The sequence below is a fragment of the Salinicola peritrichatus genome (genome assembly GCF_003206715.1).
Taxonomy (GTDB): Bacteria; Pseudomonadota; Gammaproteobacteria; order Pseudomonadales; family Halomonadaceae; genus Salinicola; species Salinicola peritrichatus.
Genome location: NZ_PZJU01000010.1, coordinates 126,220 through 152,514, shown reverse-complemented (window position 1 = coordinate 152,514; position 26,295 = coordinate 126,220). Strand labels below are relative to the sequence as shown.

Genomic DNA, 26,295 nt, shown 5'->3' with positions numbered 1-26,295 from the left:
ATGACGACGCAACGTACGGTATACGTGAATGGCGATTATGTCGCGGAAGGGGAAGCCAGGGTCTCGGTCTTCGACCGCGGGTTCCTGTTCGCCGACGGTGTCTACGAGGTTTGTTCGGTACTCGACGGCAAGCTGGTCGACTTCGCCGGCCACATGCGTCGTCTGGCACGCTCGGCGGGAGAGCTGGAACTGCCGCTGCCATGGAACGACGACGAACTGTTGGCGATCCATCGCGAATTGATACGCCGCAACGCGCTCGAAGAGGGAATGGTCTACCTCCAGTTGACCCGAGGCAGCGCCGGCGACCGCGATTTCGCCTATCCCGATGCCTCGACGCCGCCCACGCTGGTGCTGTTCACCCAGGCGAAGTCGCTGGTCGACAACCTCGGCGGCAAGCAAGGCATTCGAATCGCCACCCAGCCGGATCTGCGCTGGGCGCGGCGCGACATCAAGACGGTGCAACTGCTCTATCCGGCGATGGCCAAGATGGCCGCCAAGGCCGCCGGCGCCGACGATGCCTGGATGGTCGAAGCGGGCCGGATCACCGAAGGCGCTTCCAACAACGCCTGGATGCTGACGCATGAAGGCACCCTGGTGACGCGGGAGCTCTCCCACGCGATTCTGCCAGGAATCACCCGGTCGGTCGTGATGGAAGTCGCCGAGGCGCTATCGCTCGAGGTCGAGGAGCGGGGATTCAGCGTCGAGGAAGCCCAGGCGGCCAAGGAGTGCTTCGTCACCTCGGCGTCGTCTTTCGTCACGCCGGTGATTGCCGTCGACGACGTGGCGATCGGCGATGGCCGTCCGGGCGAAGTCGCCCTCAAGCTGCGCGAGGCCTACATCGAGGAGAGCCGACGCCGGGCGATCTAAGGAAACACTGCCTAAATGGCTGCGCAGGCGAATCNNCGCGGTGCTGGAGCGCCAGCCCGGTCGAATCCTCACCTATACCCTATAGGCTCCGGGTCCTGCGCTCCGTGCGCCTTACGCTTCATCCTGCTCGCCGATTTATTCAGCGTTTCTTAACGTCACTGAAACAGCGGTAATAAACGAAGACGCCCACCGATCGGTGGGCTTCTTCGTAATATCTGGTGGCTACGCCCTGATTCGAACAGGGGACCCCATCATTATGAGTGATGTGCTCTAACCAGCTGAGCTACGTAGCCGTCTAGCCAAATGGCTCGTCCATGACGACGGGGGCGAATACTAGCATAACTCGATGAAAGGTCAATGCTTTTTTATCGGCAAGAGCTTCCGAAGCATTACACATTGAACCGGAAGTGCATCACGTCGCCGTCCTGCACCACGTAGCTCTTGCCTTCGAGACGCCACTTGCCGGCTTCCTTGGCGCCGTTCTCGCCGCCAAGGGTGACGAAATCGTCGTAGCTGACCACTTCGGCACGGATGAAGCCTTTCTCGAAGTCGGTGTGGATCACGCCGGCGGCTTCCGGCGCGGTGGCGCCGATCTTGACCGTCCAGGCGCGAACTTCCTTCACCCCGGCGGTGAAGTAGGTCTGCAGGCCCAGCAGGCCGTAACCGGCGCGGATGACGCGATCGAGCCCCGGCTCTTCCATGCCCATCTCCTCGAGGAACATGGCGCGCTCGTCGTCCTCGAGCTCGGCGATTTCGGCCTCCAGCTTGTTGCATACCGGCACCACGACCGCATTCTCGCTGGCGGCGATCTCGCGCACGATGTCGAGATGCGGATTGTTCTCGAAGCCGTCTTCGTTGACGTTGGCGATGTACATGGTCGGCTTCAGCGTCAGGAAGCCGTAGCTGCGAAGCTGGCGCTGCTCCTCGGCGTCGAGACCGAAACTGCGCAGCGGCTGCCCTTCGGCCAGGTGGGGCTGGATGCGATCGAGGATCGCCTTGGTGGCGATGGCGTCCTTGTCACCGCCCTTGACCACGCGAGTCAGGCGCTGGATGCCGCGTTCGACGGCGTCGAGATCGGCCAGCGCCAGTTCGAGATTGATGGTTTCGATGTCGCCGCGGGGATCGACCCGGTTGGCGACGTGAATCACGTTGTCGTCGTCGAAGCAGCGCACGACATGGGCGATGGCATCGGTTTCGCGGATATTGGCCAGGAACTGGTTGCCGAGACCTTCGCCCTTGGAGGCGCCCTCGACCAGGCCGGCGATATCGACGAACTCCATGGTGGTCGGTACCACTTTCTCGGGCTTGACGATCTCGGCCAGCTTGTCGAGCCGTGGATCGGGCATCGGCACGATACCGGTATTCGGCTCGATGGTGCAGAACGGGAAGTTTTCGGCGTCGATGCCGGAGCGAGTCAAGGCGTTGAAAAGCGTCGATTTACCGACGTTGGGCAGGCCGACGATGCCGCAGTTGAAACCCATGGAAGCGTCCTAAAAACGTGTTCGGAGAGTTGTCTGGTCGCTATTCTACTCGACCTGAAGGTGAGGGATTAAGAGGGAAGTACGGCGCTACGCGCCCTGAAGAAGGAAGGCATAAGAAAACTTCCTCTTCTCTCTTCTTCATTTCTCACCTCTTCTTTCTTGTCTCTTACTTCTTGAAACGGTGAAGCCGATTCATCGCCTTGGCCCAATCGCCGGCAAGGGCGTCGGGGAGGGTGGCGATGGCTTCGGTGATGGCCTCGTCGATGGCCTGGCGTTCCGCCTTGCCGGGGCGTCCGAGGACGTAGTTGGTTACCAGCTTGGCGCTGCCGGGGTGGCCGATGCCGACGCGTAGCCGATGAAAACCATTGACGTTGCCAAGTGCGCTGACGATGTCACGCAGCCCGTTGTGACCGCCATGACCGCCACCCGTCTTGTAGCGGGCGCAGCCCGGGGCAATGTCGAGCTCGTCATGGGCGACGAGAAGCTCGTCCGGCGCAATCTTGAAGAACTGGCACAGCGCGGCCACGGAGGCACCGCTGCGATTCATGTAGGTGGTGGGATTGAGCAGGTGCAGATCGTGTCCGCCGAGGCGGATCCTGGCGTAAAGGCCGAGAAACTTGCGCTCGGGACGCAGTGTCGCCACTGCGTCCCTCGCGAGATGTTCGACCAGCCAGGCGCCGGCGTTGTGACGGGTGTCTTCGTATTCCGATCCCGGATTGCCGAGACCGATGATCGCTTTCACTGCGCCCATGCCGGTTGCCTGTGCTGGTCTGGCGAAAGATTACTCTTCGCCTTTATCTTCGCTGCTTTCGTCGCTGCCTTCGTCGGCGGCTTCGTCATCGCGGGAGACGGTCGGGTGCGAGACACTGACGACACCGGCGTCGTGCTCTTCGCCGTGGCTCAGTTCGACCAGGGTCACGCCTTCCGGCAGCTTGATGTCGGACAGGTGAATGGTCTCGCCAAGGGCCAGATTGGCCACGTCGACTTCGATGTATTCCGGCAGCTTGGACGGCAGGCAGCTGACCTGGACGTCGTTGCTCAGCACGTGCAGCACGCCACCTTCGTCCTTGACGCCCTTGCACGACTCTTCGTTGAGGAAGTGCAGCGGTACGTTCAGGGTCAGCTCGTGAGTCGCATCGACGCGCATGAAGTCGGCATGGGTGATCAGCGCCTTGTACGGGTGACGCTGCAGATCACGGATGACGACCTGCTCGACCTTGCCGTCGACATTGATGTCGATGATGGAAGAGAAGAAAGCTTCGTCCTCGATCGCCTTGTAGAAGGCCGGCTTGTCGATGGTGACCGGCTGCGGAGCGGCTTCGCCGCCGTAGATGATGGCAGCGACCTGTTCGTTCTTGCGGCGCAGGCGGCGGCTCGCACCTTTCCCCAGCTCCGTGCGAACGTTGGCGGTCAGGGTGTATTGGGACATGAAGTGTCACCTCTATTGGCAGATAAAGGAAAGCGGCACGGCCCGCGACCAGGCTGTGCCGTTTCCATCGGTGCGACTGCCGTACTATCGTCGCATTTTGCCACGAGCGTTACGGCAGTCGCCTGAGTGTCGGCGCGGTGTCTTTCAAGAAACCTTTTCTCAATGGAACATCGCGCTGACGGATTCCTCGTTGCTGACGCGGCGAATGGCTTCGGCGATCAGGCCGGCGACCGTCAACTGACGAATCTTGCCACTGCGGCGCGCAGGTTCGGAGAGCGGTATGGTATCGGCAACGACGAGTTCGTCAAGCACCGAGCCGGTAATATTGTCCACCGCGGGGCCGGAAAGTATCGGATGGGTGGCGTAGGCGACCACACGACGCGCCCCATGGGCCTTGAGTGCCTCGGCCGCCTTGCACAGCGTGCCGGCGGTATCGACCATGTCGTCCACCACCACGCAGGTGCGATCCTGGATATCGCCGATGATGTGCATCACCTGGGCCTGGTTGGCCTGCGGGCGGCGCTTGTCGATGATCGCCAGATCGACGTTGAGCTGCTTGGCGATGGCCCGAGCGCGTACCACGCCGCCGACATCCGGGGAGACCACGACCAGGTCGTCGTAGTTCTGACGCTCGATGTCGTCGAGCAGGATCGGCGAGCCATAGACGTTGTCCACCGGCACGTCGAAGAAGCCCTGAATCTGATCGGCGTGCAGATCCATGGTCATTACCCGGTCGACGCCGGCCTTGACCATCATGTCGGCCACCACCTTGGCCGAGATCGGCACGCGGGCGGAGCGCACGCGCCGGTCCTGGCGGGCATAGCCGAAATAGGGCACCACGGCGGTGATGCGCGTGGCGGATGCCCGACGCAGCGCATCGACCATCAGGATCAGTTCCATCAGGTTGTCGTTGGTCGGCGCGCAGGTGGACTGCAGAATGAACACATCCTTGCCGCGCACGTTCTCGTTGATCTCAACGGCAATCTCGCCGTCGCTGAACTGGCCGACCGTGGCGTGGCCGAGTCGGTTGTCGAGGCATTCGGCTACTTTCGCAGCGAGCCCGGCGTTGGCGTTACCGGTGAAAACCATCAATTTAGACACGCGCGGCCACCTTTGAGAGCTGTTGAAGGTCAGTAGAGGACATTCGTTTCAAGCTGGGACGGGCAAGGCGGCAGGCGGAATGCGGGAGAGCGGGCGAGGCTTCGTGGGCACGACGACGGTACGACGCACGCGATATCGGCGAACGATGTGAAAGCGGTCGGACGTCGAAACGGCAGGAGGAGCAACAGCAACGCCGGTAGGGAAGTCGTGTGGGCTGAATGGCCATCGCGTCCCGGTTTCCGTATGCAGGCTTGCAGAAAGTCAAGGAAGTGGCTGGGGTACCAGGATTCGAACCTGGGAATGCCGGTACCAGAAACCGGTGCCTTACCACTTGGCGATACCCCAGCAATCATCGGTAGCACTCATTATGCGCAAAAGCGCTGACCGTTGGCTAGGTTGGAACCGGCTCATGCCTGGGCACGAGTGGATTCAGTCCCATCCCTAGACGATTCCCAAGGCGCGATGCAGCGGTGATCGATTGCTGCCGCGAGCCTTGAAAACTCGCCATCCGTCCGGAACGTCGCCCAGCACGCGCTCGGCCAGGGCTTCGTCGTCAAACGGACAGAAGACGCAGGCGCCGGTTCCCGTGAGCATCGCCGGACCGTAACGAGAAAGCCAGGTCAGGGCGTGATCGACCTCGGGATAGAGCGCTCGAACGATGCTTTCGCAATCGTTGCGCCACACCGCGTCGGGGGTGGCCCCGTCGAGTGCGCGACGCATACTAATGGCCGTGCTATCGCGTGTCAAACCGGGGTGGCCGAAAACGGCGGCGGTGGAGATTTCGACGCCGGGATGCACCACCACGAACCAGTCCGGCGCCAGCTCGACCGGGACCAGTCGCTCGCCCACGCCTTCGGCCCAGGCGGTAGCGCCACGCACGAACACGGGCACGTCCGCACCCAGTTCGAGGCCCAGCGCGGCCAGGCGGTCGAGGCCAAGATCGAGCCGCCATAGCCGATCGAGGGCCAGCAACGTCGTCGCGGCATTGGAGCTGCCGCCGCCCAAGCCGCCGCCCATCGGCAGGCGCTTGTCGACGGCGATATGGGCGCCGTCGCGGCAACCGGTTTCGCGTTGCAGCAGGCGCGCGGCGCGCACGATCAGATTGTCTTCCTCGGCGACTCCGGCCAGCCCCGGGGTGAGTCGTATACCCGCATCACCCGCCCTGGCGGTGACGTGCAGCGTGTCCCCGTATTCCAGCAATTGAAACAGGGTCTGCAACTCGTGATAGCCGTCCGGGCGGCGTCCGGTGATCCGCAGCAGCCGGTTGAGCTTCGCCGGTGCTGGCAGCGACAGTGTCGTCATGGAGACTCGTCCGACGCCGCTGCGGGCTCCCATTGGTTGACCACCAGAATGGCGCGAATGTCGTCATAGGTCATGACCAAACGGCTGGGCAGCCACAGCGAGCCGGCATAGGTCCAGTCGCGATAGTCGATGACCCAGCCTGCCTGACGCAGCTCCTTGGGGAAGCCGAGTTCGTCCGCCGTCTCGTCGTGGGGGGCTCCGGGCGCGGGAAGGCCGCGAACCCAGTAGTCGAGCGCCGAGATCGGCAGCGACCAGCCCAACTGCTGCTGCATCAGCGCTTCGGGCGAGGCGGCTTCGAAGCGACCGTCGCCGGTGGTCAGGGTGACCGCGCCTTCGCGGCCTTCCAGCACGCTGCGCCCGGTGCCGAAGGGGCCGCTGATCAGCATGCGGTAGTGGTTGGGTGATTGGGTCCAGTCGAGATTGGCGCTGGTGTTGTCGTCTGGCGTGCGCAGGCCGACCTTGCCGGCCAGGGTCCAGGTGTCGAGCGCGGCCAGCTCTTGCTGCTGGCGCTGCCAGTCATCGGGCTGACGCGGCACGCTGGGCGCAGGCGTCTGTCCGGCGCAGCCAGCCAGCCAGGCGACGAGTAGCAGGGCGGCGAGTGGTTGCCACCAGCAGTGACGATGCAAAGAGATACGCAGAGAGCGACGATGTGGCCGATCACTGGCCGGAAGCGGGTATGGCATCGGGACGTCCTGTCGAATCCGAAGAGGGTTGTGGTGACGCAGATCGCGGCGCGAGTTGCGGATAGCGGGTCAGCAGATCGTCGATGTCGGGGTGGATGTCGCTGCCCGCGAGTGCAGCGGTGACCACCGAGCGGGCCTCCTCCTCCTGTCCCAGCACCGCCAGCGCTTCGGCGAGGTGGGCAGCGACCTCCTGGTCCGGCTGGCCCGCGTAGGCGCGACGAAGATAGCCGACCGCGGTCTCGGCGTCACCGCGTTTGAAATGTACCCAGCCCAGGCTGTCGAGAATCGCCGGACTCTGCGGTTCGAGGGCGTAAGCCCGTTCGATGAGATCGAATGCCTCGTCGTAGCGATCGGTGGTCGTCGCCAGGGTGTAGCCCAGGGCATTCAAGGCATCGGCGTTGTCGGGATCCTTGGCGATGATCTCGCGCATCTGCGCCATCATGGCGTCGACATCACCGCGTTGAAAGTCGCGCATCGCCTTGGTGTAGAGCAGGTCGGTGTCGTCCGGCGCCTGTTTGAGACTGTCGGCCAGCAGGGCGTCGGCGGCAGCGCTCCGATCGGCCTTGTCGAGTGCGTCGATGCCGATCCGGGTCAGCGTGACGCGTTGCGACGGGTGGCGCAGGCTTTCGATATGCAGAAACGTCCGCGCATCCTGAACCCGGCCGGCCTCGACCAGCATCTGTGTCGCCAGTGCCCGGGACTCGACGAACCCCGGGCCGGTGGGAACCTGGCGGTAATAGAGCAGGGCGTTGTCGATCTCCTCCTGCGTCTCGGCAATGCTGCCCAACAGCAGATAAGCGGCGGGTGGGGTGTTGTCGCGGTCGAGCAGGGGCAGCAACAGGCGGCGAGCCGGTTCCAGGGCATTGGCATCGAGATAGAGCTGCGCCAGCGCGATCCTTAAGGCGGGCGTCTCGTCATGACGCGCCAGCAGTTCGTCGACCTGTCGTTGTGCGGCGGCGAGATTGCCGCCGGCGATCTGGGCCTGGGCCAGCGCCAGCAGGAAACGGCTATCGTCCGGTGCCAGTGTCTGTCCGCGCTGCGCGGCCGATTCCGCAAGATCGTAATCGCCGGCCTCGAGTGCGATCTGCGAGCGTGTCAGCCATAGTGCTGGCAGGTCGGGATGCAACGCGGCCAGTCGGGAAAGTCGCTGCTGGGCGCCCTCAGGATCTCCGGCAGCGGCTTCGAGACGCGCGGTCGCCATCTGCGCATCGGCATGTTCGGGGTGCGCTGCGACAAAATCCCGCAGTTGCGCGAGCAGCGGCTCGAGTTGCGCCTGGGATTCGATGGCCAAATCCGCCAGTTCGAGCAACTGCGCGTCCTGTCCTCGTTCGTCCAGTCTCAGGCGCTGGCGCAGTGCGTCGGGCCAGTCGCCACGCTCGACGGCGATGCTCGAGAGCAGCTCCCCGGGGGCGCTGTCAGCGGGCGCCAACTGTTGCCAGCGTGTCGCGGTGGCTTGCAGCAGCTCGGTGTCGTTGGTGTAGCGCGCGGCGAGCGTCGCACGTTCGGCCAGATCGGCCGAACGGTAGCGTTCCGCCGCGGCCAGATAACCGCTGGCGGCCCGCCGGAAGTCGCCTCGTTGACCGGCGATTTCGGACAGTAGCACCTGGGAGAGACCTTGGGCATCGAACCCTTGCGTGATCGGCGGTGCCGATGCCATGGGGTCATCGAGGGAATTGACCGGGGTGTCGGCCGACATGCTTTGACAGCCGGCAAGCAGGGCCGCGCAGCCGGCGGCGTAGAACAGACGTTTGGGCATGCCGTCCTCGGGATCAGTCGTTGGCATCAGCATAACGACTGGCGGGCTAGGGTCAATGTCGAAGCGGCGACGACGGGTTTTCGTCCGCATCGCCTTCGTATCGATAGCTGCTCGCTATGAGACGCATCGCCTGCTAAGCGTCTCGGGGCTGTGCTAAAATGGCGCCGCTGCGCCGAACGGGGCCACACTGGGGTCATTCGCCATTATTGGCACTGATGCCAAAGCGACCGACGGCGATAGCGATGAAGTGCTGGTGGCCTGACATCGTCAGCACACATCTACGGTGTGTCGGACCGTGCACGACGTGACCGGAAGACACCGGCGGCCTGGCCCATGCAAGAATACTGACCGTGATTTCATGACGCTGCTAGCTCTGGGTATCAATCACAAGACCGCCGCGGTCGACATGCGCGAGCGTGTCGCCTTCTCGCCGGCGCAACTCGAGTCCGCGCTGACACAGCTGCGGGCACTGCCCGACGTGCGCGAAGCTGCGGTGTTGTCGACCTGCAACCGCACCGAGCTCTACTGCATAACGGTGGCCGATGGCGAGCGCCAACTGCTCGAGTGGCTGAGCGCCTTCCATGGCATGCCGACGCAAGAGCTGCTCGGTTGCGCCTATCACTATCACGAGGGTGAAGCGGCCCGCCATCTGATGCGTGTCGCCGCGGGCCTCGATTCCATGGTGCTGGGCGAGCCGCAGATTCTCGGTCAGCTCAAGGATGCCTATCAGATTGCGCGCCGGCACGTGGGGCTGGGCAGCGAGCTGGAGCGGCTCTTCCAGCATACGTTCTCGGTCGCCAAGCAGGTGCGCACCGAAACCTCGATCGGCGAGAACCCGGTTTCCGTGGCCTATGCCGCGGTCAGCCTGGCGAGCCGTATCTTCGATGACTTCAGCCGGGCCCGCGCGCTGCTGATCGGTGCCGGCGAGACCATCGATCTGGTCGCCCGCCATCTGCGCGAAGCCGGCATCATGGGCCTGACCGTCGCCAACCGTACGCTGAGCCGGGCCCAGGCCCTGGCCGAAACCTGCGGTGCCAGGGCGATCGAGCTCAGCGCCATTCCCCAGGCACTGGAGCAGGCCGATATCGTCATCGCCTCCACCGCCAGTGAGTTGCCGATCCTCGGCAAGGGCATGGTCGAACGGGCGCTCAAGGTGCGCCGCCATCGACCGATGTTCATGGTCGACATCGCCGTGCCGCGGGATATCGAGCCCGAAGTGGGCGATCTCGACGACGTCTTCCTCTATAGCGTCGACGACCTGCAGCAGGTGATCGCCGAGAATCGTCGCCATCGCGAGGTCGCCGCCCGCCAGGCGGAGGCGATGATCGAGGCTGGCGTCGAGCACTGGCTTCACGAGCGTCGCGTGCGCGGCGCGGGGGATCTGATCCGCCGTTATCGCCAGCATGGCGAGGCGCTCAGACGCGAATCCGAGGCCGAGGCGCTGGCCCAATTGGCCCGCGGCGAGGACCCGGAAGCGGTGATCAAGCGTCTATCGCACCAACTGGCCAACAAGCTGATGCACGTTCCGACCCTGCGCCTGCGCGAGGCGTCGGGGCAGTCACGTCACGATATCATCCAGGCGGCCGACAGCTTGCTGATCGAAGCGCCCGCAACGACACAGGACTCGGTATGAAAACACAGGACTGGGCATGAAAGCGTCCTTGCGCGAACGACTCGACGCCTTCCAGGATCGCTTCGAGGAACTGTCGGCACTGCTTTCCGAGCCCGAAGTGATCGCCGATCAACCCCGTTTCCGCGACTATTCCCGCGAATACGCCGAACTCGAACCGCTGGTCGAGGCCTGGCTCGCCTACCGGCGTACCGAAAGCGACATCGAGGCGGCGGAGCAGATGCGCCAGGACAGCGATCCCGAGATGCGCGAGCTGGCCGAGGAGGAGTGGCGAGCCGCTCGCGCCCATCTCGAAGAGCTCGACGAGACGGTCAAGCGCCTGCTGGTGCCCAAGGACCCGGACGACGACAGCAATGTCTTCCTCGAAATACGCGCCGGTACCGGCGGCGACGAAGCCGCGCTGTTCGCCGGCGACCTGTTCCGCATGTATTCGCGTTATGCCGAGAAGCGTGGCTGGGGCGTCGAGGTGGTCAGCGCCAGTCACGGCGAGCAGGGCGGCTACAAGGAGATCATTGCGCGGGTCAAGGGCGACAACGTCTATGCCGCGCTCAAGTTCGAATCCGGCGCTCACCGCGTGCAGCGGGTGCCGGCGACCGAATCCCAGGGCCGTATCCATACCTCCGCCTGCACCGTGGCGGTGATGCCCGAAGCCGACGCGGTCGGTGACGTCGACATCAACCCCAACGACCTGCGCGTGGATACCTTCCGTTCCAGCGGCGCCGGCGGTCAACACGTCAACACCACCGACTCGGCGATCCGCATCACCCACCTGCCGAGCGGGTTGGTGGTGGAGTGCCAGGAAGAGCGCAGCCAGCACAAGAACCGCGCCAAGGCGATGTCACTGCTGGCGGCACGGCTCAAGCAGGCGGCGGTGGATTCCCAACGGCAGCAACAGGCCGATACCCGCCGTTCGCTGGTCGGCTCCGGCGATCGCAGCGAGCGCATTCGGACCTACAATTTCCCCCAGGGCCGGCTGACCGATCACCGCATCAACCTGACGCTGTATAAGCTCGGCGAGGTGATCGCCGGCGATCTCGACGAAGTGATCGGGCCGCTGATCAACGAGTATCAGGCCGACCAGTTGGCGGCGTTGCAGGGCGAAGAATGAGCCGGATGAATGGCGAGCGGGGCGAAGCGTGAAGGGCGGGGAATGACCATCGACGATGCCCTGCGCGAGGCAGCCGCACGACTGGCGTCGTCGTCGACGCCGCGCCTCGATGCCGAAGTCCTGCTGGCGCATGTGTGTCGGGTGGATCGCACCTGGTTGTATACCTGGGGGGATCGTGAGCTGGCGGCCGAGCAGGCCGAGCGCTTCATGGCGCTGGTTGCCCGTCGCGTCGAAGGCGAACCCGTCGCCTATCTCACCGGGCGCCGAGAATTCTGGGGGCTCGAGCTGGAGACTTCGCCGGCTACGCTGATCCCGCGACCGGACACCGAGCGGCTGGTCGAAGCCGCGCTCGGTGTCGCGACGGCCGAAAAGGGCAGGCTGCTCGATCTCGGCACCGGTACCGGCGCCGTGGCCCTGGCCTTCGCCAGCGAGCGCCCCGATTGGCAGGTCGTCGGAACCGATCTCGCGGCATCGGCGGTCCGCCTGGCGACTGGCAATGCCGAGCGACTCGCCATCGCCAACGCCACCTTCATCGAGAGCGACTGGTTCGCGGCGCTGACCGGCCGGCGCTTCGACATCATCGTTTCCAACCCGCCCTATATCGCCGAGGATGATCCTCATCTGGCTCGGGACGATGTGCGTTTCGAGCCGAGAAGCGCGCTGGTGGCTGCGGACGCCGGGATGGCCGCGTTGAACTGGTTGATTCGAATGGCGCCGCATCACCTGACGCGGGACGGTTGGCTGTGGCTGGAGCACGGTTTCGAACAGGGCCCGGCGGTGCGTCAACGCCTGGCGCGCACCGGCTATCGGCAAGTCATTTCTCATCGCGATCTGGCGGGGCTCGAGCGAGTCAGCGGCGGTGCCTGGGAGGACGGCGACGGATCGGCAGGGTGAGTTTCGTTGCCTGAGCGTTGAAGTTGGGACTTCCGCTCGGCTAGTGATAGGTCATGCCTCTGTGATAGTAATGATCCCCCGCCGCGGCGGGTCGAGTGACCGGCGTCGGAGCGTATCATCGTCTATCGTAGCCCCGTATCGCCGGTCGTCATCCATGGGAACTTTTCACGGCTTGGAATAACTACAGCAATGAAAGCCAAATCGCGATCACTCGATCGAATCGACCTCAACATTCTGCGCTGCCTGCAGGACAACGCGCGCATCTCCTACGTCGATCTCGCGGCCCAGGTCGGGCTCTCCACCACGCCGTGCCTGGAGCGTGTCAAGCGCCTTGAGCGCTCCGGTATCATCCGAGGTTACAAGGCGGTTCTCGATCCCCGGGCGGTGCGCGCCAACTTGCTGGTGTTCGTCGAAATCAGCCTCAATACCCAGTCGCCGGCGGTGTTCGACGAATTTCGCAAGGCGGTGGCCAAGCTGCCGCAGATCCAGGAGTGCCATCTGGTCTCCGGGCAGTTCGATTACATTCTCAAATGCCGCATTCCGGAGATGTCCGCCTATCGCCAGCTGCTCGGCGACGTGGTGCTGACCCTGCCGGGAGTGAAGGAATCGAAGAGCTACGTGGTCATGGAAGAGGTCAAGGAGGAACTCGCGTTGCCGATTCCCGACCTCGACCGATTGGAGGACGGATAATCCGTCCGGCGGTATCGCCATCATTCGAGAAGCTGCATGAACGACGAAGCGCTACTGCGGTATAGCCGCCATATCATGCTTGAGGAGATCGACATCGACGGCCAGCAGCGGCTGCTTGCGTCGCATGTGCTGATCATCGGTGCCGGCGGGCTCGGTTCGCCGGCGGCGCTCTACCTGGCCGGTGCCGGCGTGGGGCGGTTGAGCATTGCCGACGACGATATCGTCGAACTCTCCAATCTGCAGCGCCAGATCGCCCATTGCGAAGCCTCCCTGGGCCAGTCCAAGGCACGCTCGGCCGCCGAGGCGGCACGGCGCATGAATGCGACCTGCGACGCTTGGCCGATCGATTCACGCCTGGAAGGCGCGGCGTTGACGGCGGCGGTCGAGGCCGCCGATGTGGTGCTCGACTGCACCGACCGCTTCACCAGCCGCTTTGCCATCAATCGGGCCTGTGTCGAAACCCGGACGCCGCTGGTCAGCGGCGCGGCGATCCGCTTTTCCGGACAATTGGCGGTGTTCGATCGCCGTCGGGCGGAGGCCCCGTGTTATGCCTGCCTCTATGGTGAGCAGGGCGACGACGAGGCGTTGAGCTGCGCCGAGAGTGGAGTGGTATCGCCGCTGGTTGGCATCATCGGCAGCTTTCAGGCGCTGGAGGCGTTGAAGCTGATCAGCGGCGCCGGGCGAGTGCACCGGGGGCTGTCGACCTTCGATGCCCTTGCCGGCGAGTGGCGTCGGTTCGACCTGTCGCGTGATCCCGAGTGCCCCGTCTGCCGCGGACGGTGATCGGAGAAGACGATGGCTGACAAGGCGCTGGGCCGCATCGGCGATTTCGACATCCGTCTGATCCGGGTGTTCAAGGCGGTGGTCGAGTGCGGCGGCTTCACCGCGGCGGAACCGGAGCTGGGCATCAGCCGCTCGGCCATCAGCCTGCACATGAACGATCTCGAGACCCGCCTCGGGCTGTGCCTGTGCCAGCGCGGTCGAGGCGGTTTCGCGCTGACCGAGGAAGGACGCCAGGTCTACCACGCCGCGCAAACGTTGCTGGCCTCGCTGGAGACGTTTCGCAACGACGTCACCACGCTGCATAGAACGCTGCGCGGCGAACTCAACATCGGCATCACCGACAACCTGGTCACCTTCCCCGAGATGCGCATCACCCATGCCCTCGCCGCACTCAAGGATCGGGGCGACGAGGTGCGAATCCATATCCACATGGACCCGCCGGACGTCATCGCTCAGGGCGTGCTCGATGGACGGCTGCACGTCGGTGTGGTGCCCCGCGTTCACCGCCTCGCCAATCTGGATACCCGCCCGCTGTACGACGAACGCTCTCGACTTTACTGTGCCGATACGCATCCCCTGTTCGATGCCGGGAGCGGGATCGACTGGCGTCAGGTCGACGCGGTGGTTCCCGGTTACCCGATCGGGGAGGCCGCGCGGGCGTGCCACGACCGATTGATTCCGGCGGCGACCGCCTCCGATCGCGAAGGCGCGGCGTTTCTGGTGTTGACGGGACGCTATATCGGTTATCTGCCCGAGCATCTGGCGGCGCCCTGGGTGGCTGGCGGCCGGCTACGGGCGATCGGCGACGAACACTGTCAGTTCGACACGCCTTTCGTGATCATCGTCCGGCGTGAACGCCGCCCCGATCGGGTCCTGGATACGTTCCTGGATGTGCTGGCGACCGCCGAGGCGCCTAGTCGATAGCGTCGAGTGCCGTGCCCACGGCATCGAACAGGCGCTCGAGCTCGTCCTCGGTGGTGGCGAATGGCGGACCGAACTGCAGCGTATCGCCGCCGTAGCGCACATAGAAACCCGCTTCCCACAGTGCCAGAGCCGCATCGCGGGGGCGGATCGTCGGATCCTGGGCTCGTGGAGCCAACTGGATCGCGCCGGCAAGGCCGTAATTGCGGATATCCAGAATATGCGCGTGTCCGCGCAGCCCATGCAGCTTGTCCTCGAACACCGGTGCGATATCACGGACCTGGGCGGGAAAATCCTCGCGCTCCAACAGATCGAGCGCCGCCACGCCGGCGGCGCAGGCTACGGGATGTGCGCTGTAGGTATAGCCGTGGGCAAATTCGATCGCATGCTCGGCGCCGGCGGCGTGCATGAAGGTATCGTAGATTTCCCGCGAGGCGATTACCGCGCCCATCGGTACCGCGCCATTGGTCAATTGCTTGGCCACGTTGAGGATGTCCGGCGTTACGCCGAAAGCCTCGGCTGCCGTATTGGCGCCGCTGCGGCCGAAGGCGGTGATCACCTCGTCGAAGATCAGCAGGATGTCGTGGGCGTCGCAGATTTCCCGCAGGCGCTGCAGATAGCCTTGCGGCGGTACGACGACGCCGGCCGATCCCGACATCGGCTCGACGATCACGGCGGCGATGGTGGAAGCGTCGTGCAGTGCGATCTGGTCGAGCAGCGCATCGGCCAGTTCCTGGCCTTGAGCCGCCTGGCCACGGGTGAAGGCAAGTTGAGGCTGGAGCGTGTGCGGCAGGTGCGACGCCTCGAGCAACTGGCCGTAGTGCTTGCGGTTACCGCCGATGCCGCCGAGGCTGGTGCCACCGACGTTGACACCGTGATAGCCCTTGGCACGGCCGATCAGGCGCGTCTTTTCCGGGTGCCCCTTGAGACGCCAGTAGGCCTTGGCCATCTTCAGCGAAGTGTCGGCCGCTTCTGAGCCGGAGTTGGTAAAAAAGACGTGATCGAGGCCCGACGGCATCAACGCGGCAACCTTTTCGGCCAGGCGGAAGGCCAGTGGATGGCCGACCTGGAAGCCCGGCGCGTAGTCCAGCGTACCCAGTTGCCGCGATACCGCTTTTTGAATCTCGGCACGGTTGTGACCGGCACCGCAGGTCCACAGTCCCGAGAGCGAGTCGAACAGCCGACGGCCGCCTGGCGTCACCAAGTAGCGCCCCTCGGCACCGGCGACCAGGCGGGGATGGGCATGGAAATCGCGATTCGCGGTGAACGGCATCCAATAGTGTGTCGATGGATGTAGCGCGCTTGTCGCTTCGGCGGCGGTTGAGTGGGATGGGTGAACGTTGGTGTCGGACATATCTGGCCTCGCGAAGTGATGTCTCGCCTATTTCGTAAACATCCTCTAAACGATTCAGCATGCGACGGACATCGCGTCACACAAATCTTGCTCTACTGACGTTCACGTTTGGTGTTCGATACGTAAGCGCGTATCAATCACCGGCAAGATGTAAAGCCTGTTGAAGATTTCGAACGGTTAGGCTGTGAGCCGGCCGGTTCAGATAGTGGCTCAGGAAGCGTTGCCATTCGTCGGGCCGCCAGGCCGTCAGGCGGCGGGCGAAGATCGCCAGGTCACGGCGCTTTTCACGGCGGGCGTTGATCAGCGGACGCGACTTCTCGAGATCGATGAATCTGGCGTCGAATCCGCCAGGCGCGGTATCGTCGGAGCGCAGGAAGACATGCTTCGCATACAAGCTGCCGTGGCGCCAGCGCCGTTCATGCAATTGGCGCAGCAAGCCGGCGCAGGCTTCGACGGTGGCTTTTCGGGTGGCTTCGTCAGTCGCGTGCCACTGGGCATGGCGTTCGACCATGTCGGTGTAACCCTCCAGAGCCGGCGTGACCAGGATCGCTTGCCACTGGCCGGAGCGCTTGCGTTCTTCGTAATAGGCACTCTCCAGAGCGGGAATGCCCAGGCGCTGAAAGGTCTCTATGTTGCGTGCCTCGCGGGCGAAGGTCGGTTCGCCGAAAGGGCGTTGCAGGCTGCGCCCGATATGGTTGGTCTGGCGCTTGACGAAGAAGGTGCGGGGCGTTCTTCCTGTGGCTTCGAGGGTGATCCTGGCGACCTCGGAATGGCCGCCTCGCTCCAGGTTTGGAACATCGACGGGCGTCAAGGATAATGACCAGAATGCATCGAAATCGGTCAGGTCGTGGTGTTCGAAGAAGGCCTGGTAGCGGTGAGACATGAAGCGTTGCACGACGAAAGTCCTGGTAGATCGTTGAAGCGGTCCACGATTTGCCGTGGAAAAACATCCGATATTCATCCTCCTGAGTAAGCCGTCAGCAGGATGATGGTAGTAACAATGTTACCAACGTTTTAAGCAGACCTTAGGTTTTCCATGTCACCACAGGTTCCCAACTCCTACTATCTCGCCAGTCGTCTCGTCGATTTCGAACCGTCACCGCCCCTGGCGGGTGACCACGTGGCGGATGTCTGTGTCATCGGCGGCGGCGTGACCGGCTGCTCCACGGCACTTCATCTGGCCGAGCATGGCTACCGCGTCGTGTTGCTCGAAGCCCTTGATCTCGCCCATGGCGCGTCGGGCCGCAGCGGAGGGCAGATACTGCCGGGCTTCGGCACCGAGATGGAGGTGATCGAGAAGGCGGTGGGGCGCCAGGATGCCAAGCGGTTATGGGAGATGAGTCGTGAGTCGGTCCGACTCACGGAGCAGTTGATCCAGCGCCACGCCATCCCCTGCGATCTGCGTTGGGGCTACGTGCACACTGCGGTCAAGCCGCGCCACGTCAAGGCCATGCGGGCACACGCCGACTACATGGCGGAAACCTTCGGTTATCACGGCGAGCAGTGGCTGGATCGCGAGGAGCTACAGGCCCATGTCCGCACCGAGCAGTATCTGGGGGGCCTTTACGATGCCGAGGGCGGCCATCTGCACCCACTCAATTACACCTTGGGACTGGCGCGTGCCGCGCAAATGGCGGGGGCCTTCATTCACACGCAGACGCCGGCACTGCGGGTCGAGCAGGGCGACAAGGCTCGCGTGATCACGCCCAACGGCTCGGTGCGCTGCGACTTCGTGGTGGTGGCATGCAATGCCTATCTCGACAACCTGATTCCGGCATTGAACGGTCGCGTCATGAAAGCCGCCAATTACATCGTCGCGACCGAGCCCCTGGACGAAGAGGTGGCGAACGCCATTCTGCCCAGCAATCCAGCGGTCTCCGACGCCAATTTCGTGCTCGACTACTACCGGCTCTCCGCCGACCGTCGTCTGCTCTACGGCGGGGAAGTGAGCTACACCGGTCGCGAGCCGCGCGGCCTGGATCGCCGCATGCGGCAGAAGATGCAGACACTGTTCCCGCTCTTGCGTGGCGTAAGGATCGACTATCGCTGGGGCGGTGACGTCGGTATCACGCTCAACCGTGCACCGGATTTTGGCCGGCTCGGCGGCAATCTCTATTATGCCCAGGGCTACTCCGGACACGGCATGTCGCTGGCCGGCCTGGCCGGGCGGATTCTCGCCGAAGCGATCGGCGGCCAGGCCGAGCGTTTCGATTGCTTCGCGGCGATCGATCACCGGCGCTTTCCGGGAGGCGAGCGCTGGCGGGTGCCGCTGCTGGCGCTGGCGACAACCTTCTATCGGCTTCGGGATAGGCTGTAAAAGCCGGCTTCGGGATAGGTTGTAAAAGCCGGCTAACGCGACAAGCGCTAGCCCCGGCCATGCGGTATTTGCACGATACAACGTCGCTTGGGGCTGCCGTTAACCATCGCCGCTCTTCGACAGGTCGGCATGCATGCGTCGTTCACGAATCATCTGATGCAAGGTGGTCATCACTTTCGCTGCGCCCGGGGACATGCGCCGTTCGCGCAGGCTGATCAGGCCGAACGGCTGCACGCTCAAGGTCTCCGGCGATGGCAGGATCGCGAAGCGCGACGGGGAGCAGAGCAGTTCGGCGACTTCGCGGGAGGTGACGGTGATGGCGTCGGACTTGCCGACCATGGCCAGGGTCATATAGATGTCGGCGGTGTTGATGATTCGCTGCGGCGGCGCGAGCCCGTAATGCAGAAACAGATGCTCGACCCGCTGGCGCATCAGCGACCCGGTCGGCTGCAGCACCCATGGATAATCCTGCAACGCCTCCAGCGGGGCGGCGGGCGAGTTCGACAGCGGGTGGTCGGCGCGACAGACGAAGCACAGTGCTTCTTCGCTGATCTCCTCGAATACGAAATCGCCGGCCGGCATGTCGCCGGGGATGCGCGCGATGGCGAAATCGAATTCACCGTCGCGTAGCCGTGGCACCAGATTGCGGCTGACGTCGACATCGATGTTCACCTTCAGGTGCGGGGCGTCCCGATGTACCCGCTCGACCGCCGTGGCCAACAGGGTCACGGCGGGTGCCAGTACCGTGCCGATCGAAGCCATGCCGGCGTTGCCCTCGTTCAGAGCATTGATCTCCTCGCTGACCTGATGCAACGACGTCAGCATGCCGCGCGCGTGACGGATCAGGCTTTCCCCGTACCAGTTGGGCGTCACCCCGCGCGAATGGCGCTCGAACAGCGAAACCCCCAGCAGCGTTTCGAGATCGCCAAGCAACTTGGAGGCGGCCGGTTGGCTCATACCGAGGCGTTCGGCAGCGCGATGCAGATTGCGGCACTCGTCCAGCGCGACGAACAACTGCAGATGGCGGAATTTCAACCGGACTTTCAAAAACCAGTCCGCTGGCAAGAGCACGGAGGAGCGAGATTTCATGACGTGACACGTTCGCCTATTCGACGTTTGTTGAGAGGAAACCACAGGGGATTCGCGTAGCCAACCGCGGATGCACGGACTAGGGTGTAAAGGCACATAAAAGCACAACGTGGAGCCTTCTCCGCGATCAGAAAAAGCCATTGCGCTCGACAGGGAGTCATCCATGAACCGTCCTGCTTTTTCCGCCCCCATGAGCGTCGGGGCCTATCTTTTCACGCTGTTCGTCAGTCAGGCTTCGGCAGCCACGATGCCGCCGGACGGTGCAACGCCGATGACCTTGCCGCCGGGGATCGAGCGTTCCAGGTTCGGCACGCTGCCGGATGGCCGCGAGGTCGATTGCTACCGGATAACCAATGGCAACGGCATCGAAATGCGCGTGATCAACTACGGTGGCATCATCGTCTCGCTGAAGACCCCGGATCGCGACGGGCACCTGGAAGACATCGTGCTGGGGTTCGATTCGCTCGACGATTATCTCTCACCGGCCTATCAGCAGGCCAATCCTTACTTTGGCGCCCTGATCGGCCGCTACGCCAACCGTATCGCCAATGGCCGCTTCACACTGAATGGCAAGACCTACCGACTCCCCACCAACGACGGCCCCAACTCGCTGCATGGTGGCAACCGCGGCTTCAACCAGCGGTTATGGCGTGCCGAGCCTTTTTCGTCCGCGAACGGCAAGGGGCTGGTGTTGACCTACACCAGCGCCGACGGCGAGGAGGGCTATCCCGGCGAGCTGGCGACGCGGGTCAGCTACACGTTGACCGACGATGACGCACTGGTCATCGATTACCGCGCTCGAACCACCCAGGCCACGCCGGTCAATTTGACCCAGCACAGCTATTTCAATCTCCAGGGCGAGGGCAGCGGCAGCATTCTCGATCACGTGCTGTCGATCAATGCCAGCGCCTATACGCCGGTCGACGAGACGTTGATTCCCACCGGCGAGATCGCCGACGTCACTGCAACCCCGTTCGATTTCAGAGAGCCCACTGCCATTGGCGCGCGCCTGGGACAGACCGACACGCAATTGGCTTATGCCAAGGGCTACGATCACAACTTCGTGCTGGCGCATAACCCTGGAGAGCCGACGGGGCTGATGCCGGCCGCGCGGGTCGTTGAACCACACAGTGGCAGGGTCCTGGAGGTCGCGACCACGGAACCGGGCATGCAGTTCTATTCCGGCAATTCCCTGAATGGCGATCTTCGGGGCAAGAGCGGGCGCTTCTACACGCGGCGCTCCGGTTTCGCGCTGGAGACGCAGCACTTTCCCGACTCCCCGAATCAACCGAACTTCCCTTCGACGATCCTTAAGCCCGGCGACAGCTATCAAAGCCAGACCGTCTATCGCTTCTCGACGCAGGCGGACTGATCGCCGATGGCGGACAGGGCGGAAAATGACGGTCGAGGAACGGTCGGCAATGAGGTTGCGAACCTCCGCGTCCGAATAAAGGTCTGCGACTTTTGTCGCGGCGTTATGAGGCATTTCCTTCGGCGAAGGCATGACATCATGCGCCTGATCGAGTATCGATAACCTAATGCATATCAATAGAGATGATATTTGGCATTACAAGGTTATCGGCTGGTGACGCTACCGTCTGGCGTTTCCACGGCCCATCGATCGATAGAAAGGGTCACGGCCGTGGCACCGTTAGGAGGACGTCATGCAGGAAACCACACAAGCGGCGGCGGGTTTTTCCACGCTGGGTCTGATGGGTATCGCCGCTCTCGCCATCGCCATTCTATTGCTGTTGATCATCCGGGTGCGTCTGCATCCTTTCTTCGCGCTGGTCATCGTCAGTATCGGCACCGCGCTGGCGACCGGTATTTCGGTGGCCGACCTGTTGCCGACGTTGCTCGCGGGCTTCGGCAAGACGCTGGGCAACGTCGCACTGCTGATCGGCTTCGGTGCCGTGCTTGGGCGTCTGGTCGCGGTTTCCGGCGGTGCCCGGGTGCTCGCGGATACGCTGATCCGCCTGTTCGGGCGGGACAAGGCGCCGCTGGGGCTATCGATCGCCTGTCTGCTGTTCGGCTTCCCGATCTTTCTCGACGCGGCCTTCGTGGTCATGCTGCCGGTGATCTACTCGGTGGCGCGGGAACTCAAGGCCTCGTTGCTGCTCTACGGTCTGCCGGCGGCCGGTGCCTTCCTGGTCATGCATGCGCTGATGCCGCCGCATCCCGGGCCGGTGGCCGCCGCGGTGTTCCTGCAGGCCGACATTGGCAAGGTGCTGTTCATCGCGCTGCTGGTCGGGCTGCCGACCTGGTACCTGATGGGCTATCGCCTGTCGCTGATGCTGGCCAACCGCACGCCTTTTCAGCCGGTGCCCGACCTGATGGGCGGCGAAGAGGAGGAGATCCCCACCGAGCAGCGCCCGGCCTTCGGCACCGTATTGCTGGTGCTGTTGTTGCCGCTGGTGTTGATCTTCCTCAATACCGGCCTGTCGACCCTGGCCCAAGGCGGTGCGATCGACGCTGACAATCCTCTCGTTCAGGGGCTCATGGTGATCGGCGAGACGCCCATTGCGATGCTGATCAGCACCTGCGTGGCGATGTGGCTGCTGGTGATCCGTTCCCAGCAGCGCGGCGCGATGGATTCGATCAACGAGATCGTCGAACAGGCGCTGGCGCCGGTCTGCAGCATCATCCTGATCACCGGCGCCGGGGGCATGTTCGGTGGGGTGCTCACCGCCAGCGGGATCGGCGATGCCCTGGCCGACAGTCTCCAGGCCTTCGGCCTGCCGGTGATCGTCGCCGGCTACGTAATCGCTTCGGTGATCCGTGTCGCCCAGGGTTCGGCCACCGTGGCAGGGACCACGGCGGCGGGGATCATGGCACCGGTGGTGCTGGGAGATCCGACGCTTGCCGGGCTGCCGGCGGCCTGTATCACGGTGGCGATCGTTGCCGGCGCCATCGGCTACTCCCACGTCAACGACTCGGGCTTCTGGCTGGTCGGACGTTTCCTGGGAGTCGATACCAAGACCATGCTCAAGACCTGGACGGTGATCTCCACGGCGATCTCGCTGATGGCGTTCGGCCTGGCCTGGGTGGTGTTCGCGCTGCTGTAGCCAGCGAATCGGCGCGAATCGGCGTGACTTTACGTCGCCTGCGAGCCTGGGCCGGGGAGTTCGGGCGGGGCGACGACTCGAGGAGAGACAACCATGAGCAATTCATCACAATCGGAAAAGAAACCAGCTGCAAAACCCAAGCTGCGCTCTGCCCAGTGGTTCGGTAGCGCCGACAAGAACGGCTTCATGTACCGCAGCTGGATGAAGAACCAGGGCATTCCGGATCATGAATTCCAGGGCAAGCCGATCATCGGCATCTGCAACACCTGGTCCGAGTTGACGCCTTGCAACGCGCACTTTCGCAAGCTGGCGGAACACGTCAAGAAGGGCGTGCTGGAAGCGGGCGGCTACCCGGTGGAGTTCCCTGTGTTCTCCAACGGCGAGTCCAACCTGCGGCCGACGGCGATGTTCACCCGCAACCTTGCCAGCATGGATGTCGAGGAGGCGATCCGCGGCAATCCCATCGATGGCGTGGTGCTGCTGGTCGGCTGCGACAAGACCACTCCGGCGCTGCTGATGGGCGCGGCGAGCTGCGATATTCCGGCGATCGCGGTCACCGGCGGGCCGATGCTCAACGGCAAGCACAAGGGACAGGACATCGGTTCGGGCACGGTCGTCTGGCGGCTGTCGGAGGAAGTGAAGGCGGGCAAGATCTCGTTGCACGACTTCATGGCCGCCGAGGCCGGCATGTCGCGCTCCGCCGGCACCTGCAACACCATGGGCACCGCCTCGACCATGGCCTGCATGGCGGAATCCCTGGGCGTGTCGTTGCCGCACAACGCGGCGATTCCGGCGGTCGATTCGCGCCGCTACGTGCTGGCGCACCTCTCCGGCAATCGCATTGTCGAGATGGTGAACGAGGACCTGAAGCTTTCGAGGATCCTCACCAAGGAGGCGTTCGAGAACGCCATTCGCACCAATGCCGCCATCGGCGGTTCGACCAATGCGGTCATCCACTTGAAGGCGATCGCCGGGCGTATCGGCGTGGATCTCGATCTCGACGACTGGACCCGCATCGGCCGCGGCACGCCGACAATCGTCGATCTGCAGCCCTCCGGGCGCTATCTGATGGAGGAGTTCTACTACGCGGGCGGTTTGCCGGCGGTGCTCCGGCGTCTCGGCGAGGCCGACCGCTTGCCGCACAAGGAGGCGCTCACCGTCAACGGCAAGACACTGTGGGAGAACGTCGCCGACGCGCCGCTCTACAACGACGACGTCATCCGTCCGCTGGATAACCCGCTGCGCGAAGATGGCGGCATATGTATCCTGCGCGGCAATCTGGCGCCCAACGGGGCGGTACTCAAGCCTTCGGCGGCGAGCCCCGAGCTGATGAAACATCGTGGTCGCGCGGTGGTGTTCGAGAACTTCGACGACTACAAGGCGCGCATCAACGACCCGGATCTCGATGTCGAGGCCAACGACATTCTGGTGATGAAGCACTGTGGCCCGCGCGGCTATCACGGCATGGCCGAAGTCGGCAACATGGGGTTGCCGCCGAAGATCCTCGAACAGGGCATCACCGACATGGTGCGCATCTCGGACGCCCGCATGAGCGGTACCGCCTACGGTACGGTGGTGCTGCACGTGGCGCCGGAAGCGGCCGCCGGCGGGCCGCTGGCGGCGGTCAGAAACGGCGACTGGATCTCGCTCGACTGCGACAGCGGTTCGCTCGAACTGGAGGTGGATGCCGACGAGATCGCCCGGCGGCTGATGGAAGCCGATCCGATGGCGGCGTCGAACCAGATCGCCACGGCCGGTGGTTATCGCCAGCTCTATATCGAGCGGGTGCTGCAGGCCGACGAAGGCTGTGATTTCGACTTCCTGCGCGGCTGTCGCGGCGCGGAGGTGCCGCGACATTCCCATTGAGCTGGCAGAGAGTCGAGTTCAGTCAGAAAAGGACGAAAGTATTCGAGCGATATTCAGACAAGGCAAAAATTGGTGACCAGACGGAGTTTACGAAGGTGTAAATGAGTATTGGGAACCAATTTTTAACGCAGTATGAATGAGCGCAGAACCTTTCGTTACCCCATCAGCGTGGCGGTGACCTTCCGGGCACCGCCACGCTCGCGATGCTCACCGAGCCAGATGCCCTGCCAGGTACCGGTGAGCAGGCGACCCCTTTCCACCGCCAGCGTCAGTTCGGTGCCGAACAGGCTGGCCAGCACATGAGCGGGCATGTCGTCCGCGCCTTCCAGCGTATGGCGCATACCCGAGAGATTTTCCGGCGCCAGCTTGCTGGCGAACAGCGCCATGTCATGGCGCACGTCGGGATCGGCGTTCTCGTTGAGGGTCAGCGAGGCGGAGGTATGCATCAGCTGTAGATGCAAAAGCCCCGTCCGGATCTCGCCGAGATCGGGCAGGGCGCCAAGGATCTCGTCGGTCACCAGGTGAAAGCCCCGCGGGCGCGGTTCGAGCGAAAGTCGATGGCGTTGCCACATGGTGTCTCTCCGATGGATCAATGGTTTGTCGGCGGGCAAAACTGCTAGCAGATTATGACTATGCGCCGGAGGTGACCACATTGCCAGCGACGAAGTGGGATGCCTCGGCCTGTGAATCACGGTCGGCACGCCATTCTCGTTCAGGTTCGGCGAGCAGATAGTCGAGTTTGTCCAGCAATGTCGATGACTGCTCTTTATCGATGAATACGTCGATCACCTGACGTTGGAGACAGCGCCATAGCGCCAGGATAGCGAAGAGATATTGACGATTGCGATGCGCAATCGGCAGCAGATCGTCGTCATCGACCGCCAATGCATATTCCTGCTCGAAAAGCTTGCGCAACGCATGGAAGCTTTCGAGGTCGGTATGGATGAAAAGTTTGCTGAGATAGTCGCCTCCATCGAACCCTATGCGCCCGATCTTGACTTCACTCCAGTCGATCAAATAAAGACCGTTTTTCGCCATCAGCATGTTCTTCGCGGCATAATCGAGATGACAGATACAGCGAACGCTGTTACGCGCCTCGGCCGCTCGTGTCTTGAGCCACGACTTGAACTTTCCAAGACGCTGTCGATAGTGACGTACTTGCTCGGATGGCAACGGTAGGCGATCGAGATTGCCGAGGAAGCATTGATAGTTCATGCGGGTATGACGCATGTAGGGCCAGCGGAAAAAATCCATGATCCAGAAGTCCAGCGCCGATGTGGCCGATGCGTGTTCGATATAGCGGGAAGAGACCGCTTCCAGTTCGGCGATTCCCGCCGCGGCGACGTTCACCATTTTGGCTCTGACGGGTTTGGACCCCTCGATGTACTGCGAATAGATGTGGGACGTGAACGGCGTTTCGACGATGCCAAGGAGTGATGGATAGAAAATTTTCCGGCATGACCGAAGCATAGGGTAATGCCGATAGAATCTCGCTTCCCGACTACGGTAAAAAGGAAGTTTGCGGATGGATTTTTCCACCACATCCCAGCTTTTTCCGATGTCATCCAGCTTCCACTGATGGTGTCGAACGTAATTGACCCCCGCGCCATTGGAGGGGAGATCTCGCTGGAAGATTCCCTGGTGACGCGCCGGCGGCGTGGCGATGCGCTTCAATCGATCGAGAGTTCGCGCGGAGCCCGAACCCGAAGACAGTGTAGAAATCTTGCTCACGCGTCTATCCATGAAGTCCCTTTGTGGAAACACCGGTTGGATGCCCGCGCGAACGACGGTCACCAAATGATCATGATTCGTTCATAGTTTGGTCATGGATAGTTTAGCCATGGATAGGGGCGAGACCAAGCGCACGCTGTACTGTTCGAGACAGGGTCTTCATCACTCGACGAGGATGGCCCGATGTACGGGGGGGAGACCATGGTCGTAGCCCGACGGCGTCGATTT

23 protein-coding genes and 2 tRNA genes are annotated in these 26,295 nt (G+C 63.2%); 11 read left to right on the top strand and 14 right to left on the bottom strand.

The window, feature by feature from the left end:
* On the top strand, nt 1-867 hold the full coding sequence (locus DOM57_RS06255) for a D-amino-acid transaminase (protein ID WP_110648398.1): 867 nt from the start codon (nt 1-3) through the stop codon (nt 865-867).
* A gap of 216 nt (nt 868-1,083) precedes the next feature.
* On the opposite strand, the gene DOM57_RS06250 is transcribed toward DOM57_RS06255, so the two are convergent.
* The 9 genes from DOM57_RS06250 to DOM57_RS06210 form a co-directional block, all read right to left on the bottom strand.
* A tRNA-Met gene (locus DOM57_RS06250) sits at nt 1,084-1,160 on the bottom strand.
* 96 nt (nt 1,161-1,256) lie between these two features.
* A complete protein-coding gene (ychF, locus tag DOM57_RS06245; RefSeq protein ID WP_110648361.1) occupies nt 1,257-2,348 on the bottom strand; it encodes a redox-regulated ATPase YchF in 1,092 nt (363 codons plus the stop codon).
* A gap of 166 nt (nt 2,349-2,514) precedes the next feature.
* On the bottom strand, nt 2,515-3,099 hold the full coding sequence (gene pth, locus DOM57_RS06240) for an aminoacyl-tRNA hydrolase (protein WP_110648360.1): 585 nt from the start codon (nt 3,097-3,099) through the stop codon (nt 2,515-2,517).
* Between the two features lie 30 nt (nt 3,100-3,129).
* A complete protein-coding gene (locus tag DOM57_RS06235) occupies nt 3,130-3,777 on the bottom strand; it encodes a 50S ribosomal protein L25/general stress protein Ctc (RefSeq protein ID WP_110648359.1) in 648 nt (215 codons plus the stop codon).
* Nucleotides 3,778-3,936: 159 nt separating this feature from the next.
* On the bottom strand, nt 3,937-4,878 hold the full coding sequence (locus tag DOM57_RS06230; protein ID WP_204352881.1) for a ribose-phosphate pyrophosphokinase: 942 nt from the start codon (nt 4,876-4,878) through the stop codon (nt 3,937-3,939).
* A 270-nt stretch (nt 4,879-5,148) separates the two neighbouring features.
* A tRNA-Gln gene (locus tag DOM57_RS06225) sits at nt 5,149-5,223 on the bottom strand.
* A gap of 96 nt (nt 5,224-5,319) precedes the next feature.
* The gene (gene ispE / locus DOM57_RS06220; protein ID WP_110648357.1) at nt 5,320-6,180 is read right to left on the bottom strand and encodes a 4-(cytidine 5'-diphospho)-2-C-methyl-D-erythritol kinase; all 861 of its coding nucleotides are present in this window, start codon (nt 6,178-6,180) and stop codon (nt 5,320-5,322) included.
* A complete protein-coding gene (gene lolB, locus DOM57_RS06215) occupies nt 6,177-6,863 on the bottom strand; it encodes a lipoprotein insertase outer membrane protein LolB (RefSeq protein WP_110648356.1) in 687 nt (228 codons plus the stop codon). The genes ispE and lolB overlap by 4 nt, the downstream gene beginning before the upstream one ends.
* The gene (locus tag DOM57_RS06210) at nt 6,838-8,619 is read right to left on the bottom strand and encodes a tetratricopeptide repeat protein (protein WP_110648355.1); all 1,782 of its coding nucleotides are present in this window, start codon (nt 8,617-8,619) and stop codon (nt 6,838-6,840) included. Before DOM57_RS06210 ends, lolB begins: the two co-directional genes overlap by 26 nt.
* A 358-nt stretch (nt 8,620-8,977) precedes the next feature.
* Here DOM57_RS06210 and hemA point away from each other — a divergent pair, with 358 nt between their 5' ends.
* The 6 genes from hemA to DOM57_RS06180 all read left to right on the top strand — a co-directional run bounded on the left by hemA (nt 8,978) and on the right by DOM57_RS06180 (nt 14,648).
* On the top strand, nt 8,978-10,252 hold the full coding sequence (gene hemA, locus DOM57_RS06205) for a glutamyl-tRNA reductase (RefSeq protein ID WP_110648354.1): 1,275 nt from the start codon (nt 8,978-8,980) through the stop codon (nt 10,250-10,252).
* Between the two features lie 16 nt (nt 10,253-10,268).
* On the top strand, nt 10,269-11,357 hold the full coding sequence (gene prfA, locus DOM57_RS06200) for a peptide chain release factor 1 (protein WP_110648353.1): 1,089 nt from the start codon (nt 10,269-10,271) through the stop codon (nt 11,355-11,357).
* A gap of 42 nt (nt 11,358-11,399) precedes the next feature.
* Nucleotides 11,400-12,251, top strand: a complete 852-nt coding sequence (gene prmC / locus DOM57_RS06195) for a peptide chain release factor N(5)-glutamine methyltransferase (RefSeq protein ID WP_110648397.1) — start codon at nt 11,400-11,402, stop codon at nt 12,249-12,251.
* Nucleotides 12,252-12,440: 189 nt separating this feature from the next.
* Complete coding sequence (locus tag DOM57_RS06190) at nt 12,441-12,941, top strand: Lrp/AsnC ligand binding domain-containing protein (RefSeq protein WP_110648352.1); 501 nt, start codon at nt 12,441-12,443, stop codon at nt 12,939-12,941.
* 36 nt (nt 12,942-12,977) lie between these two features.
* Nucleotides 12,978-13,724 carry a HesA/MoeB/ThiF family protein gene (locus tag DOM57_RS06185; RefSeq protein ID WP_110648351.1) on the top strand — a complete coding sequence of 249 codons (747 nt, stop codon included), beginning with the start codon at nt 12,978-12,980 and terminating at the stop codon, nt 13,722-13,724.
* Nucleotides 13,725-13,736: 12 nt separating this feature from the next.
* The gene (locus tag DOM57_RS06180; RefSeq protein WP_110648350.1) at nt 13,737-14,648 is read left to right on the top strand and encodes a LysR family transcriptional regulator; all 912 of its coding nucleotides are present in this window, start codon (nt 13,737-13,739) and stop codon (nt 14,646-14,648) included.
* Here the strand turns inward: DOM57_RS06180 and aptA are convergent.
* Together aptA and DOM57_RS06170 are read right to left on the bottom strand one after the other, a co-directional pair.
* Complete coding sequence (gene aptA, locus DOM57_RS06175; RefSeq protein WP_110648349.1) at nt 14,638-15,999, bottom strand: omega-aminotransferase AptA; 1,362 nt, start codon at nt 15,997-15,999, stop codon at nt 14,638-14,640. The genes DOM57_RS06180 and aptA overlap by 11 nt on opposite strands.
* Nucleotides 16,000-16,132: 133 nt before the next feature.
* Entirely contained in the window at nt 16,133-16,894 is a 762-nt protein-coding gene (locus DOM57_RS06170) for a lipopolysaccharide kinase InaA family protein (protein ID WP_162619460.1), read from the bottom strand.
* A gap of 141 nt (nt 16,895-17,035) precedes the next feature.
* On the opposite strand from DOM57_RS06170, the gene DOM57_RS06165 reads away from it, so the two are divergent.
* Nucleotides 17,036-18,316 carry an NAD(P)/FAD-dependent oxidoreductase gene (locus DOM57_RS06165; protein WP_110648347.1) on the top strand — a complete coding sequence of 427 codons (1,281 nt, stop codon included), beginning with the start codon at nt 17,036-17,038 and terminating at the stop codon, nt 18,314-18,316.
* A gap of 99 nt (nt 18,317-18,415) precedes the next feature.
* On the opposite strand, the gene DOM57_RS06160 is transcribed toward DOM57_RS06165, so the two are convergent.
* Nucleotides 18,416-19,405, bottom strand: a complete 990-nt coding sequence (locus DOM57_RS06160) for a LysR substrate-binding domain-containing protein (RefSeq protein ID WP_110648346.1) — start codon at nt 19,403-19,405, stop codon at nt 18,416-18,418.
* 163 nt (nt 19,406-19,568) lie between these two features.
* Here DOM57_RS06160 and DOM57_RS06155 point away from each other — a divergent pair, with 163 nt between their 5' ends.
* The 3 genes from DOM57_RS06155 (at nt 19,569) to DOM57_RS06145 (ending at nt 24,336) form a co-directional block, all read left to right on the top strand.
* Nucleotides 19,569-20,777: an aldose epimerase family protein gene (locus tag DOM57_RS06155; protein ID WP_110648345.1), complete on the top strand. Its 1,209-nt coding sequence runs from the start codon at nt 19,569-19,571 to the stop codon at nt 20,775-20,777.
* A 292-nt stretch (nt 20,778-21,069) separates the two neighbouring features.
* Nucleotides 21,070-22,470: a GntP family permease gene (locus DOM57_RS06150; protein WP_110648344.1), complete on the top strand. Its 1,401-nt coding sequence runs from the start codon at nt 21,070-21,072 to the stop codon at nt 22,468-22,470.
* A 93-nt stretch (nt 22,471-22,563) separates the two neighbouring features.
* On the top strand, nt 22,564-24,336 hold the full coding sequence (locus DOM57_RS06145) for an IlvD/Edd family dehydratase (protein WP_110648343.1): 1,773 nt from the start codon (nt 22,564-22,566) through the stop codon (nt 24,334-24,336).
* 155 nt (nt 24,337-24,491) lie between these two features.
* Here the strand turns inward: DOM57_RS06145 and DOM57_RS06140 are convergent, their stop codons facing one another.
* Both DOM57_RS06140 and DOM57_RS06135 read right to left on the bottom strand, forming a co-directional pair.
* Nucleotides 24,492-24,908, bottom strand: a complete 417-nt coding sequence (locus DOM57_RS06140; protein ID WP_110648342.1) for a secondary thiamine-phosphate synthase enzyme YjbQ — start codon at nt 24,906-24,908, stop codon at nt 24,492-24,494.
* A gap of 58 nt (nt 24,909-24,966) precedes the next feature.
* Nucleotides 24,967-26,067 carry a phosphotransferase family protein gene (locus DOM57_RS06135; protein WP_162619459.1) on the bottom strand — a complete coding sequence of 367 codons (1,101 nt, stop codon included), beginning with the start codon at nt 26,065-26,067 and terminating at the stop codon, nt 24,967-24,969.
* Nucleotides 26,068-26,295: the final 228 nt, after the last annotated feature.